This is a genomic window from Arsenophonus sp. aPb (assembly GCF_029873475.1).
GTDB lineage: Bacteria > Pseudomonadota > Gammaproteobacteria > Enterobacterales > Enterobacteriaceae > Arsenophonus.
Genome location: NZ_CP123499.1, coordinates 1,276,379 through 1,290,621, shown reverse-complemented (window position 1 = coordinate 1,290,621; position 14,243 = coordinate 1,276,379). Strand labels below are relative to the sequence as shown.

Below are 14,243 nucleotides of genomic sequence, written 5' to 3'. Positions count from 1 at the left end.
CTATTCCTTATATTTATTGCATAACCGCCATCATGCTTTTTATCTGTCCATTTAAAATCGACAGATCAGTTTGATATTTAACGCTGTTATCAGCAAAATGACTGCGCTCCATATCCATATCGACGGTATTACCATCCATAGCCACTTGATGAGGAACACGATAAAGCAGATCGGCGGTCAGTGAATTTGGAGGCTGCACCGCAATATGTTTAACGGATGTGACCGCCATTGATAACTGCTTACCGGTGACTGAATTCGCCATAAGATTTTTTTCTAATTGGGCACTAAAATCGATATCGCGTGCCTGGTAGCCCGGAGTATCAGCATGCGCAATATTGGCCGATAAAATAGCCTGGCGCTGATGCCTTAGTGACAGTGCCTGTTGCTGAAAACTCAGCGTTGCATCAAGTTTATCGAGCATAACTTTCCCCAGTTAACGATCTGTAAGCCAATTTTTTGATCCTATTTTTAGAGCAGTAGCTTATACGCAGAAAAAAAAGTCAAAGGCGGGAAAAAACGATTATTAATGGTTTATTTATGCCATTATGGCCGAAATAATGCTCTACACTGCGAGTTCTGAAAATAATGGCCAGCTAAATAATGGTTATGAAATAAAATGAAGAGGAAATTTGTGGTTAATCGATTAATTATTTCTTTATTACTCTTTCTGCCTGGTATCACTAGCGCATCGGTTACCCTGCAAAGCGCACTTCAGGACTATTTTAACCAACAGTATCTGAAGCAAGATAAAGTGAATATTAAAATTCTTACCCCCTCAGAACATTTATCTGTATGTAACCAATTACAAATTAAACCAGCCCCTTCCCAACAGCACTGGGGAAAATTAACGCTACCGCTGATTTGTGACGAAAAAACCTATTATCTTCGCTTAGCCGTTAGCGTTGAAGGGAATTATTGGGTAGCTAATCAGCCAATAAAACGTCATTCAGTCATTAATCAGCACAATGTCATGGCTAAACGTGGTCTGCTAGAAAAATTACCACGTGGTATTATTCGTGATATTCAAGCCTACCAAAATAGTGTTAGCTTACGTGATATTGCTGCCGGCCAACCGATTAGCCAAAATATGTTGCGCCGAGCTTGGGTTATTCAGGCCGGTAAAAATGTCACTGTTTACGCCCAAGGTCGCCATTTTCAAGTGAAATATGAGGGCAAAGCGATTAATAATGCCGCTGAAAATGAGTCTGTCCGGCTCAGAATGCCAACAGGACAAATTATCACCGCTATTGCACAAAAAGAGGGTTATGCGAAAATTGCGCTAAAACATTAAAGTTTTTGGCCGCTAAGCCGTTATATCACCTATAGAGCAGGATAGTGAACATGAATAATGGCTATCACACCTAACCCGATTAAATAACAGGATGTAACTCATGAGCATTGAAAAAACGACACCGCTCAGTGGCATAACAGCGCTTTCACACCATGAAGAGCCACAGCCACAACAAAAAAAAGTAAAACAATCCGCCACTAGCGAACAAAAAGATCCCATCTTTAAATTAAGTCTGAGTGGGGCAGCAGAAAAACTATTCCAAGCAAACGACAAAGACATTCGTGAGCAAAAAGTTGAGCAGATTCGGCAAAAGATTGAATGCGGCGAATTAGCCAATGACGCAGAAAAAATTGCGGATGCGCTGCTCAGATTAAATACCAGCCAATGTGATTAAATTGATGACTCAACAGACACTACCGGAGATCCTCATTGAGCAACTTTCCCAAGTGGAAACGCTCAGTGAGTTACTTCACATTGAATATCAACTGCTTAATGCTGGCAAAGTTGATTTACTGCGCTTAAATGAAGTGACAGAAAAAAAACAGTATTGGTTGACTGCATTACGCCATAGTGAACAAAAGCGTATCACTAGTAGCGAACAGTGTGGTTCTTCCCCGCCCTATCAACAAGATACGACGCTAGCAGCAATCTGGCAGAAAATCGAACCACAAATTAAACAGCTTTATCAGCGGAATAGTCAAAATGGGCTGATACTCAAGCAACATATGCAGCTCAATCAGGAGCAATTGCGCTTCCTTAAAAAACGTCATAGTCCAGCACTGTATGGTGAGCATGGTCAGACAGAAAATATTGTCGCCAGCGGTTACCAGGTCAAAATATGATCCTAAGGCATTGCAAACCAATGCCTTATTTACTATCTAATAAGCTTTTATTGAGCCATTGCGGTTTCATTAATACCTTACTAGTGGCAATGGATGTGGTAATTAGACACCTTCTTTTTCATTCTCTTATGGCTATATATTGCTTCTTTTATCGCCGTTTCTGATTGTTCTTTGCACTGTCGGTGAAGCTGCAAGGCCGCCTTTTGACGATTTGGCCGGCGGGTGATAGACAAAATATAGCCGGTGGAACTTGATGTTATGGTGAAGCAAAAAATATTATTTATATTTTAAGTTTTTTCATCAAAAAAACGCAAAAGACAGATCCAAAAGATATACAAACAGCTATCAATAGAAAAAAAGATATGATTAGTTGGTATCAAAGAGGAGCGTTAGCAGGAAAAAAGTAATCACATTCAGTGAAAAGCTGGAAGCTAAGAAAAAAGAGGGAAATTCTGAATTCATTCAGGCGTTTAATGAGAATAAAAAAGCCCTTGAATTACATATTCAATTACAAGAGCAAATGAAAACTTGGAGAGAGCAAGCTGGGTTAACAAGTGCAGAAATTGCGGCAAAAATCGGGGTAATCCGCCAACAATATCTAAACTTGAAAGAAATGCGGACAGGGCAAGTCTCGAAAGAATAATAAAATATGTAAATGCCTGTGGGTTAAAAGAAATAAAAATCAATGTAATATAATTTAATAGGCTCTAATTATCCCCGCAATTTGTTGCTAGGTTTTCTATCCCTCAATAATAAAATATTCATGAAATATCTATATTTTTGAGTATTATTTTTTTCATTAACTCCATAACTAGGCAATAAACCCCGTCACTTTTGCTTTATTTAATCGGTTAATATTTTATGCAGCTATTATGCGAGAGAATTTTATCGCTGGCGATGAACGCTTTGGTCACTTTTGGGTGGCAAAAGCGTTCATCGTTAATGTTAACTGGCCGGTTGGCCAATAAATGAGGTTAAACGAATTTTTCGCTCATCGCTGATTTCAAGACTGGAAACTACAGCAAGCTGCGGTAAAGCGCGACGTAAAAAACGTGACATTAAAGGGCGTAAGCTATGATTGACAATTAACACCTGTGGTGCACCCATTAAACTTTGATTATTGAGCGCTTCAATTGCCTGTTGCTCAATATTACCGGCCAGACCAGGCTCTAATCCACCACCCGATTGCAGCGCCTGGATCAAAACCCGTTCAAGGCTAATATCTAGACCAATAGCTTGGATCTCTTCTTTATCACCAAACCAGTGCTGAGTAATCGCTCTGGCTAAAGCAATGCGTACCAAACTGGTTAGTTCTGTCACCTCTTTTTGTTCAGCGGCATGTTCAGCTAACGTTTCGATGATGGTACGCATATCACGTATCGGCACCTGCTCACTTAATAAATTCTGTAATACTTTATGAAACAGCGTCAAATTTATCACATCAGGCATCAGATCTTGGGTTAGTTTCGGTAATTCTTTACTGATCCGTTCATAAAGCTGCTGTGCTTCCTGCCGACCAAATAACTCATGGGCAAATCGACTTAACAGATGATTAAAATGGGTCGCAACCACCGTACTGGCTGCCACTACCGTATAACCTTGTACTTGAGCCTGTTCACGTAACGCTTCATCGATCCAAATCGCTGGTAGACCAAAAGCAGGCTCTTGGGTAGCATCACCGGTCAATTCTCCTATAGCACCACCTGGATTGATCGCTAACCAACGCCCTGGATAGGCCTCTCCCCGACCAATTTCTACCCCTTTCATTAAAATACGATAAGCTTCTGGTTTAAGCGCCATATTATCGCGAATATGTAACACCGGCGGTAAATAACCCATCTCTTTAGCAAATTTTTTGCGGATGCCACCAATCCGATTGAGTAATTCGCCGTTTTGTCCCTGATCAACCATCGGGATCAAACGGTAACCAATTTCCATCCCCAATGGATCTTCAGGTTGAACATCATCCCAACTAACCTCTACCGCTTGATAACGCTGCTCAATATTTTGTTGTTGTTCTACATCAATTACTGGTTTAACTGAACGCTTCATCAACTTCCAACCAATAAAACCTAGTAGAAAAGTAAACAGCAGAAAAACAATATTTGGCATACCGGGGACTAGACCAAGCAACCCTAATACACCGGCAGTTAACATTAATACCCGTGGATTATCAAACAGTTGACTTAGCATCTGCTCACCAACGTCTTCATCAGTCGCTACGCGGGTAACAATCACGCCGGCGGCGGTAGAAATAATCAATGCCGGAATTTGGGCTACTAGGCCGTCACCAATGGTTAACAGTGTGTAGATACTGGCTGATTCACCCAGGGTTAAGCCATGTTGAGCAACACCAACCACTAAACCACCAATGATATTGATCGCCATAATCATCAGTCCGGCAATGGCATCGCCGCGTACAAATTTACTGGCGCCATCCATTGAACCATAGAAATCAGACTCTTGGGTTACTTCTTTACGTCGCGCTTTAGCTTCAGCTTCATCAATCAAACCGGCATTCAGATCAGCATCAATAGCCATCTGCTTACCTGGCATACCATCTAAAACAAAGCGTGCTCCCACTTCGGATATACGACCAGCACCTTTAGTAATTACCATAAAGTTAATTAGGATCAGAATAATAAAGACCACTATGCCAATAGCAAAATTACCACCCACCAGAAAATGGCCGAAGGATTCGACAACCTTGCCTGCCGCCGCCGATCCAGTGTGTCCTTCTAACAGAATGACTCTGGTTGAAGCCACATTGAGTGATAGCCGTAATAAAGTTGAAAACAGCAAAATAGTCGGAAATGCCGCAAATTCAAGGGTACGCTTGGTAAACATGGCCACTAATAACACCATAATCGAGAGGGCAATATTAAAAGTGAACAACATATCTAATAAGAAAGGCGGCAATGGCAAAACCATCATTGACAAAATTAATAGGATCAATATCGGTCCAGCTAAAATTTGCCATTGGGTATTTTTTAAGTCTTTAGGTAGACGCAATCGTGAGGCTAAGTTAGCCATGAGTATTATTATCTCCTGCAAAATCCAGTCCCTGAGGTACTGATACATTGGTTGGTTTCTTTGGTTTCAATCCGCCTTCTCGCTGCCAACGTCTGAGCTGATATACCCAGGCCAACACCTCTGCCACCGCGGCATAAAGTGTTGCCGGAATATGACCACCGACTTTGCTATGACGATAAAGCGCTCTTGCCAGAGGTGGTGCCTCCAGCACTGGAATACGATTTTCTTCACCCAGTTGCTTAATATTTAATGCAATTAATCCAGCCCCTTTTGCCAATACTTTCGGCGCTTGCATTTGTTGATTATCGTACTGTAACGCCACAGCATAGTGGGTCGGGTTGGTAATAATAACATCGGCTTTCGGCACATCAGCCATCATTCTGCGGCGGGAAATCTCTCGCTGCTGCTGACGAATACGCGCTTTAATATGCGGATCACCTTCTTGCTGTTTAAACTCATCCTTGATCTCTTGGCGTGTCATTCTGAGTTTTTTCAAATGGCTGCGCAGCTGATAAATAAGATCAAAGGCCACTAAGGGTATAAGCATAAAAATGGCAATATAAGCGGCAAATATCATTAATTGCGCAGCTTGACTTAATGCCAAATGACGTGGTTCAGTGACTAAGTGAAAAAAGTGAGGAAGATTAACCCATAAAAAAAGAGTAATACCAATAGAAACTAGCATCACTTTCAATAATGCTTTAAACAACTCAGCCAATGCATTAATCGAAAATAAGCGTTTTAATCCAGTAATTGGATTTAATTTTTTCCAGTCAAATTTAATCGATTTAAAATTAATCTGTATCCCACCAAAAAAACTGGGGGCAGCAAAGGTGATTAATACCAATCCGGCTATAATCGGCAATAATGCGTTCAGGCCTATTTTAATCGACTCAAACACTAAACTAGGCAATAGCTGACTGTTATATAAAATATATTTATCAAAATAAAAAGTCTGTGAAAAAAGTGCATGCAGCTTTTGATAACAATAATGGCCACAAATCCAAAATAGCGAAACACCGGCAATTAACATGAAAAAAGAACTTAATTCACGTGAACGAACAACCTGGCCATCTTCCTTTGCTTTTTCCTTTTTTCTGGCGGTGGGTTCTTCGGTTTTTTCTAAATCACTCTCTTCTGCCACTCCCTTTTACCTCGTTAATATTCTTTTGACAAAGGAAAGGCGCTATGCTTGCCATAATAAAATCAACTCAAAAGGGAGATAACAAAGAAAAAATAGTTATTATTTATGCTATTAAATAAAATGCAAAAATTATAATAACCAAAATAGTGCTCATATTTGCCCCTATTATAAGATGATTAAATTACGGCTAATTAGCTATTGCTATTGATTTGTCGCAATAACGATGAACGATCGTGTTATCTAATTGCGCTAGCTTTTTCTTCATTTTAAAATGCGCTTTTTATGCGAATGTATAATTCATAGCTGAATAAAATCATTAATATTTCACATCTTAATAAAATGAATCTATACTTTTTAAACTACATAAATATTATTTGGTTAGGGATTATTATGAGAAAATTACTATTAATTTGTAGCATGGGTTTATTAGCATTTATTATCACTGCTTGTTCAGAAGAAGAGAAAAAAATTGACTATATCGGTGCAACTGATACCTGTAAAACTTATTTCTCTGAAGTAGATTCCTTAGTTACTAAGGCATCTGAAAACCCACAAACTAAGGCTCAACTTGATTCAATAAAAAATCAGCTTGAAGATGGTAAAAAACAGATCGTTGCCCTGCCTAAAGATCAGCAAGATAAAGCTTGCCAACAAGGCATTGAAGCAATGCGGCAGATAAAACAGTCGTTAAATATGAAGTAAATAATATTTGATCATCGCTTTATAAGAGATACATTGGTTATTTTATTTTGCATAATCTTGTATCTCTTTTATTTTGGCTGTCTATCCCCTATTAACAACCAATTACCGTACATGCCGCTGACTAGCAATTTTATCGCATTTATAATCCCAAGCTTGTCAGTAACTCATCTACTTGTGTTTGCTGACAGTAATTTTCTTTCCGATCTGTCGTAAGTTGTGGTCCATTTAGTAATTCATTCGAACGATTTATCGAGGATAAGGAATTGGCAATATCTGGCGTCATATTTTCTAATAAAACAGACACAAGTTGCTGTTCAATTTCCTGTATTATTAAAGAGAGCTTTTTAATCACTTGTCCGGTTAAATCTTGAAAATCTTGCGCCATCATAATAGCCAATAATTGCGCATTGATTTGACTATTGACTTGCGGTGACTGAGCCAGATACTGTCGTGTATCCCCCACCAACGATTTAGTTTCCGTTAATTCAATCGATAATTGCGCCCATTTATCCCAGCGTTGTGTTAACTGTTCCGCTTGTTGAATTAACCACTCCTGCTTAGGTTTGATTTGATCAAGACTATTAAGGGTTTTTTCTGCCGCTTGAAAAGTCATCTGGGCGATATAATCTAGGCGCTGTTGAGTATCCGGTATCACTTCTACCGCTCTGGATATATTTTTGTCTAAACCTAACTCACGTAACCCTTCATGAATAATGCGAGTCAACCGTCCAAGACGGTTAATGATTTCTAATTTATCGTGATGAGATTCTGGTTTTTCATCTTGCCTGTTGACCATATTACCTCCTTGTTTTTATGCCATTTTTTGAATAATCTGTTCAATTTTCTGCTCAAGAATAGCAGCGGTAAAAGGTTTCACCACATAACCACTGGCACCGGCTTTTGATGCAGCAATAATGTTTTCCTTTTTGGCTTCCGCGGTAACCATTAAAACCGGTAGCTTTGCCCACTTTTCCTGTTGGCGGATCGTTTCAAGTAATAATAAGCCATCCATATTTGGCATATTCCAGTCTGTAATAATAAAATCAAAATTATGCTTATTCATTTTAGCCAAAGCATCTTCACCATCTTCAGCCTCTTCGACATTATGAAACCCTGATTCTTTCAATAAATTACGTAATATTCTTCTCATCGTTGAGAAATCATCTACGATCAGAAACATTAATTCTTTATTTGTCATGGTTTAAATAGCCCTATCTCACTTTCAATTTGTTGCAAATTACCCTGCATAACGTTGCTCTAATTTATCGAGTAACAATCGACCAAGATCATTAATATCACCAACTTCATCTACCGCATTTAAATGCAATGCGACTTTTGGCATACCGTAAACAACACAGCTTTTTTCATTCTGTGCGAAGGTATAAGCGCCTGCTTGCCGCATTGCTAATAATCCCATAGCTCCATCATTTCCCATTCCAGTAAGAATCATGCCAATTGCCCGCTTTCCGGCGGTTTGAGCCACGGAAAAAAATAAATTATCAACCGAAGGGCGATGATGGTTAACCATATCTTGTTGATGCAAGACTATTTGGTAATATCGGCCGGTTTTGGTTAAAGCTAGATGAAAATTACCCGGCGCAATATAAACATGTCCCGCTAATAACTTTTCTCCCTGTTCTGCTTCTTTAACTTGCAAAAAACAGCAACGATTAAGACGTTCAGCAAAAGAGCGAGTGAAACCTGCTGGCATATGTTGCGCAACGACAATTGCCGGCATATTTTGCGGTAAACCTTGTAATAAGTGCCGAATGGCCTCAGTGCCACCGGTTGAGGCACCAATCGCGATAACATCATTGGTAACTTGCAGTAAGGGCAGATTAAGTTTTGGGTATTTCGCTGGTTGACGCATTTTTATAATATTTGCTTTTGCTGCCACTCTAATTTTGTCACTTAATAAGTTGGCATAAGCCGATACGCCTTGTTTGAAATTCAAGGTTTGTTTGGTGACAAAATCTACCGCACCTAACTCCAAAGCACGTAATGTTGCCTGAGAACCATTGGTGGTTAAGGTTGAAACCATAATCACTGGCATCGGGCGTAACCGCATGATTTTTTCTAAAAAAGAGAGTCCATCCATGCGTGGCATCTCAATATCCAGTGTCAATACGTGTGGGTGTCGCTGTTTTATCATTTCCCGTGCAATATAGGGGTCTGCCGCACAACCAACAACTTCCATGTCTGGCTGCTGATCCAGGATTTCTCGCATAATTTTGCGCATTAAAGCTGAATCATCAACACAAAGTACCTTTATTTTTTCCATCGCTGTATCTTCTGATTTTTCAATTGATAAATACTGCGCTCAACTAATTGATAATGGCTATTTGGTTGGCAAATATTTTCTGAGTGACCAATCACCAATAGACCATCTTTTTTTAATAGCGGTAAAAAGCGATCTAATAACTCCTGTTGCATTTTACTTTCAAAATAGATCATCACATTACGACAAAAAATGACATCAAACTGACCTTCTATTGGCCAATATTTGTCTTTAAGATTAATCTGCTGAAACTGTATTTGTTTACGTAATTCCTCATGGATACGTACATAGCCTTGATTGTCACCTTGGCCTTTTAATAAAAATGACTTTCTTAACTGGGCAGGGATAGCAGTGATCACTTCCTCAGCATAAATACCTTGCTGAGCAATCTGCAAAACTTGGTTATTAATATCACTCGCCACAATTTCCTTACGAAAAATATGATCGGTTTTAATACTATTTAATACCATAGCAACGGAATAAGCTTCTTCTCCGGTAGAAACCGCCGTACACCAAACCCGATAGACATCCTGTCTATTGGCTTTAGCATGTTGCGCTACCACATCAAAATGGTGCGCTTCACGAAAAAAGGCGGTCAAATTGGTAGTTAATGCATTGATAAAGTATTGCCATTCAGTACCTTGCTTATGCTGCATCAGTAAAGTGACATATTGCTCAAAGCAGGTTAATTGCAAGATTTTCAATCTCTTAAGCAATCTATTGTAAACCATCATTTTTTTTTGCTTTAGCAAAACAATGCCAGTTTTTTGGTAAATAAGGTCACAAATCTGTTTAAACGCTTTATCACTTAATTGCCATTGCTGCTGATGACAATCACCAGGCATTAATTTCATTTATTATCTGCCTGTAATAAGTTCATTTTAACGGTTAAATGATTAAAACAACGTTGTGGCAACTTAAATTTTGACACGATATTTATCAGGGTTTCCGTTTGTATCTCTAATGTCTCAACAACATGACATGATTGCTCTACTAAGGTGGCATTTTGTTGGGTCATCTGTTCCATTTGTTCTATGCTAATCGCTACCTGCTGGATCCCCTGATTTTGCTCTTTGGTTGCCGCGGCAATTTCTTGCATAAGCTTGGTAACCTGTTTAACAGAAATGACTAATTCGTTGATGGTACTACCCGCATGATTGACCAATTCAGCCCCCATAGTGACACACTCGACAGATTCATCTATTAGGCTTTTTATCTCTTTCGCCGCTTCAGCACTGCGTTGCGCTAATTCCCTGACCTCAGTAGCGACCACAGAAAAACCTCGCCCTTGTTCACCCGCTCTGGCAGCCTCTACTGCTGCATTTAAGGCTAATATATTAGTTTGAAAAGCAATTCCATCGATTACGCTAATAATCGCAGCAATTTTTTGCGAACTTTGGGTAATACTGGTCATCGTATCCACCACTTTACCCGTCAATCTTCCACTTTTAGTGGCTGTTTTTTCGGCTGAAATTGCCAGTTCATTAGCTTGTTGGGCATGATGGGCGTTTTGTTGAACAATGATGGTAAACTGCTCTATGCCAGCAGCGGTCTGTTCTAAGTTAACCCCTTGCTGTTGAGTATGTTTTGCCAGGGCTATATTACCCGTTTTCACCGCTTGCATACCTGTTTGCATTTCGCGGGTATTGAACCTTACTGCCGCAACTGAGGTAATAATCGCTTCTCGCATTTCTGCAAACTTAGTAAAAATTTTACCCAATTCATCTTGCTCATTTTCAATTAGCGGTTTGTCTAAATAACCATTAGCAATATCGATAAAACAATTTTTCATCATTTTAAAACGGGTTATTAATTTTTTTTGCAAATTAAAATGGGTCAATAGACAAGCGATAAAAACCGTAATCAGGGTAATAATCGACATAATCAAGGAAAACTGACTTGAATCTCGACTATATTTCGCTGCCTCACCAACTTCACTATTGATATGTTTGATATAAGTAAAATAACTATTTTCAAACCTTAAGAGATGCCCTTCACTCGGTACTTGTAAAGCCTGTTTAATCTCTCGTTTATCTAATAATTTCTTTATCATATGAAGTGCATGGTTCAGAGCCTGATAATCGCGTTCAATATCAGCGGTAATTTTCCGGCTTTTTTCTTGATAATATTGCTGAGACAACTGACTAAACTGGTGAAAATATTTTTCTGTCTCGGCTAATTGGTTATCAATTCGGCTACTTAATATGGCCAATTTATCGGCTGGGTAATCTGTTTGCATCCGCAACGTCAATCGATTGAGGGTACTGCGTGCTTTAAGTAAATGATTCCAACTTAAGGTCAAAGCCTCTAATTTATCTATCTTGATATCTAAATGTTCAAAGTGAGATTGCTGCTGATGAAAGATATTGATCGCAGTTCCCCCTGTCACAAATTGTATAGTACAAAAAAAAAGTAGTAATAAGTGAAGACGGGTAGATACCCTGAGTGTTAATTTCATCCTTGTAGCTTTAATCCTTAATTCACTTTTCTTTGGCAAATAATCAGTGTTTAAAATGCTGTCCAATTATCATCATTGGTTACTTTTTTCTTATCATCAATCGTTTCTACCGCCGTCACACCCTTAGCGAGATTTTCACTTGATTGATGATATGGCTCATCAGTATCCTCTTGGGGTAATTTAAATACCGAAACCAGATCAGTTAAGATTTTAGTCTGGATCTCTAATTCCGCCGTCGCCGCACCAGACTGTTCAACCAATGAAGCATTATGTTGTAGTACATGATCCATTTCGTTGATAGCAATACTGACCTGATTAATACCCTTACTTTGCTCATCGGAGGCGGAGGCAATTTCACCCATGATTTCTGTCACACTAACTATAGACTCAACAATTTTGCCCATTGTTTCGCCAGCTTCTTCCGCCAGTTTTGCGCCGCTTAACGTACGACTAACTGAATTTTCAATTAAGCCTTTAATTTCTTTGGCTGCATTAGCACTACGTTGGGCAAGATTACGAACCTCCTCGGCCACGACCGCAAAACCACGGCCATGTTCGCCAGCGCGGGCGGCTTCAACCGCCGCATTAAGGGCTAATATATTGGTTTGAAAAGCAATGCCATCAATTACACTGGTAATATCAGCGATTTTTTGCGCACTTTCAGAAATACTTTTCATGGTGTCAACGACATTTGCGACAACTTGCCCCCCTTCCCAGGCAATTTCTGAGGCTGAATCAGCCAATTTATTTGCCTCAGTAGCATGTTCAGCATTCTGCTTAACGGTAATCGTTAACTCCTCCATACTGGCGGCTGTCTCTTCTAGAGCGGCAACCTGCTGCTCTGAACGAGTGGAAAGATCACTATTACCTGTTGCAATTTCACTGGTGCGTGCATAAATTTTGTCGGCAGAGCCTGAAACACTTTTGACCATTTGGATCAATTCATATTGCATATGTTTTAGTCCTGCCGCCAATCTCCCCATTTCATTGTTGCCAGTAATAGCAATATGCGATGAGAGATCACCTGCCGAGAAAGCTTTAATATTCATTAGTAATGAATTTAACGGATGAATCAATAAACGATGGATACCAAACCAACAGAGGATCAGCAATAGGATCAACGCTGACAAGACAACGAATAGGGTATAAACAGAATAACGATATGATACTTCTGAGTGACCAATAATTTCATCATACACCACTAGACTTTCGTTAAGATAGTGATCCAGTGCTTGCGAAAATTCTTGTTGATAAATTGATGTTGGTTGATCTGAAAAATCTTTTATTTGATCATTTTCTAATAAAAAAATTAGTGAATGTAATGACTCCATATAGCGGGTATAATTTTTTGATAAATCAGCGAGGATCTTCGGATCATGCAAAGATAATTTAGCGGTACGTTGATATTTATCGAAATATTCTCTTGCTTTGACTAAATTCAAGCGCGCAGCTTCAATAATTTGGCCAACTGGTTCATCTATCGGTACCTTTTTCTTGGTTAATAAATAACTAACACCGGCTCGATTGAGTTGGATCCTGGCCTTTAGCAGATGAACCCAGCCTTCATTAAGTAATATTCGCTGGTTACGCATTTGGGCTAATAAGGCTATTTCCTCTTTTTGATCTTTTAAATCAAAGAAAAAAAATGCCCCTGATGCCAATTGTAATATGCCAAACAGAAGTAATGTGATGATTAAACCTGTAATAATTTTCATTCTATTTAGCATATAAAAATTTCCATTTCATTAAGATAGATAAAATATCGTCCCTCGCAATAGAAACTTTATAGCAATAATTGATGGTTTTTTATTATTCTTTTTTATACGTTTAATTGTATTTTTTTACTGATATTGCTAGCACACCACTAGATTAGTAAATATATTTTATTTTTGTCAGTTGTTAACAAGTTATTTATTGTAATTAAATAAATATCCTGCACTATTTTTGCCTAGATTAATCAACATGATAATTTATTTAATCATCGATATCTTGAATTAATGCCATTTCTTGACTATTAAGTAATTTTTCAATATTCACCAAAATCAACATCCGTTCTTCTAACATTCCTAAGCCCATAAGATATTCAGCAGATAAAATTGTTGATATTTCAGGTGGTGGACAAATTTGTTCTGGCATTAGCGTTAATACATCAGAAACCGCATCAACAACAATACCAATAATTCTTTGTGATAACATGACTATAATAACAACCGTACTATTATCATATATTACGTCAGACTGGGAAAACTTAATTCTTAAATCAATTATAGGAATAATGACTCCACGCAAGTGGGTGATCCCTTTGATAAAATCAGGCATATTAGCAATGCGAGTAACATGATGGTAACCACAAATTTCCTGCACTTTTAGAATATCAATACCATATTCCTCTTCACCTAAAGTGAAAATTAAATAACCTGTTCCTTGTCGTTCGGTTTTAATATTGCTAAATCCCTCTTGTTTCATCATCGCTAAACTCCTTGTTGCCAATTATA

Annotated in this window: 15 protein-coding genes; 5 read left to right on the top strand and 10 right to left on the bottom strand. The window is 38.7% G+C overall.

The features are described from left to right. Positions 1-13 precede the first annotated feature (13 nt). Positions 14-421, bottom strand: a complete 408-nt coding sequence (gene flgB / locus QE177_RS05690) for a flagellar basal body rod protein FlgB (protein ID WP_280551873.1) — start codon at positions 419-421, stop codon at positions 14-16. A gap of 195 nt (positions 422-616) precedes the next feature. On the opposite strand from flgB, the gene flgA reads away from it, so the two are divergent. The 4 genes from flgA to QE177_RS05670 all read left to right on the top strand — a co-directional run bounded on the left by flgA (position 617) and on the right by QE177_RS05670 (position 2,776). Next, positions 617-1,291 carry a flagellar basal body P-ring formation chaperone FlgA gene (gene flgA, locus QE177_RS05685; protein ID WP_280551872.1) on the top strand — a complete coding sequence of 225 codons (675 nt, stop codon included), beginning with the start codon at positions 617-619 and terminating at the stop codon, positions 1,289-1,291. Positions 1,292-1,391: 100 nt separating this feature from the next. Beyond that, positions 1,392-1,685 carry a flagellar biosynthesis anti-sigma factor FlgM gene (flgM, locus tag QE177_RS05680; RefSeq protein ID WP_280551870.1) on the top strand — a complete coding sequence of 98 codons (294 nt, stop codon included), beginning with the start codon at positions 1,392-1,394 and terminating at the stop codon, positions 1,683-1,685. A 4-nt stretch (positions 1,686-1,689) separates the two neighbouring features. After that, positions 1,690-2,133: a flagellar export chaperone FlgN gene (gene flgN / locus QE177_RS05675; protein ID WP_280551868.1), complete on the top strand. Its 444-nt coding sequence runs from the start codon at positions 1,690-1,692 to the stop codon at positions 2,131-2,133. 370 nt (positions 2,134-2,503) lie between these two features. After that, complete coding sequence (locus QE177_RS05670) at positions 2,504-2,776, top strand: hypothetical protein (RefSeq protein ID WP_280551866.1); 273 nt, start codon at positions 2,504-2,506, stop codon at positions 2,774-2,776. A 302-nt stretch (positions 2,777-3,078) separates the two neighbouring features. On the opposite strand, the gene flhA is transcribed toward QE177_RS05670, so the two are convergent. Together flhA and flhB are read right to left on the bottom strand one after the other, a co-directional pair. Next, positions 3,079-5,166, bottom strand: a complete 2,088-nt coding sequence (gene flhA, locus QE177_RS05665; RefSeq protein ID WP_280551864.1) for a flagellar biosynthesis protein FlhA — start codon at positions 5,164-5,166, stop codon at positions 3,079-3,081. Beyond that, the gene (gene flhB, locus QE177_RS05660) at positions 5,159-6,310 is read right to left on the bottom strand and encodes a flagellar biosynthesis protein FlhB (RefSeq protein ID WP_280551862.1); all 1,152 of its coding nucleotides are present in this window, start codon (positions 6,308-6,310) and stop codon (positions 5,159-5,161) included. The genes flhA and flhB overlap by 8 nt, the downstream gene beginning before the upstream one ends. A 390-nt stretch (positions 6,311-6,700) precedes the next feature. On the opposite strand from flhB, the gene QE177_RS05655 reads away from it, so the two are divergent. Next, entirely contained in the window at positions 6,701-7,012 is a 312-nt protein-coding gene (locus QE177_RS05655; protein ID WP_280551861.1) for a DUF5339 domain-containing protein, read from the top strand. A gap of 139 nt (positions 7,013-7,151) precedes the next feature. Here the strand turns inward: QE177_RS05655 and QE177_RS05650 are convergent, their stop codons facing one another. The 7 genes from QE177_RS05650 to QE177_RS05620 form a co-directional block, all read right to left on the bottom strand. Further along, positions 7,152-7,808 carry a protein phosphatase CheZ gene (locus QE177_RS05650; protein ID WP_280551859.1) on the bottom strand — a complete coding sequence of 219 codons (657 nt, stop codon included), beginning with the start codon at positions 7,806-7,808 and terminating at the stop codon, positions 7,152-7,154. A 15-nt stretch (positions 7,809-7,823) separates the two neighbouring features. Then, positions 7,824-8,210 carry a chemotaxis response regulator CheY gene (gene cheY, locus QE177_RS05645; protein WP_026823460.1) on the bottom strand — a complete coding sequence of 129 codons (387 nt, stop codon included), beginning with the start codon at positions 8,208-8,210 and terminating at the stop codon, positions 7,824-7,826. A gap of 39 nt (positions 8,211-8,249) precedes the next feature. Continuing rightward, the gene (locus QE177_RS05640; RefSeq protein ID WP_280551857.1) at positions 8,250-9,293 is read right to left on the bottom strand and encodes a chemotaxis response regulator protein-glutamate methylesterase; all 1,044 of its coding nucleotides are present in this window, start codon (positions 9,291-9,293) and stop codon (positions 8,250-8,252) included. Continuing rightward, positions 9,281-10,144 (bottom strand): CheR family methyltransferase, encoded by an 864-nt coding sequence (locus tag QE177_RS05635; protein ID WP_280551855.1) that lies wholly within the window; start codon positions 10,142-10,144, stop codon positions 9,281-9,283. Before QE177_RS05635 ends, QE177_RS05640 begins: the two co-directional genes overlap by 13 nt. Then, positions 10,141-11,748: a methyl-accepting chemotaxis protein gene (locus QE177_RS05630; protein WP_280551853.1), complete on the bottom strand. Its 1,608-nt coding sequence runs from the start codon at positions 11,746-11,748 to the stop codon at positions 10,141-10,143. The genes QE177_RS05635 and QE177_RS05630 overlap by 4 nt, the downstream gene beginning before the upstream one ends. A gap of 50 nt (positions 11,749-11,798) precedes the next feature. Further along, the gene (locus QE177_RS05625) at positions 11,799-13,475 is read right to left on the bottom strand and encodes a methyl-accepting chemotaxis protein (RefSeq protein WP_280551851.1); all 1,677 of its coding nucleotides are present in this window, start codon (positions 13,473-13,475) and stop codon (positions 11,799-11,801) included. Positions 13,476-13,722: 247 nt separating this feature from the next. Continuing rightward, entirely contained in the window at positions 13,723-14,214 is a 492-nt protein-coding gene (locus tag QE177_RS05620; protein WP_280552221.1) for a chemotaxis protein CheW, read from the bottom strand. Positions 14,215-14,243 lie beyond the last annotated feature (29 nt).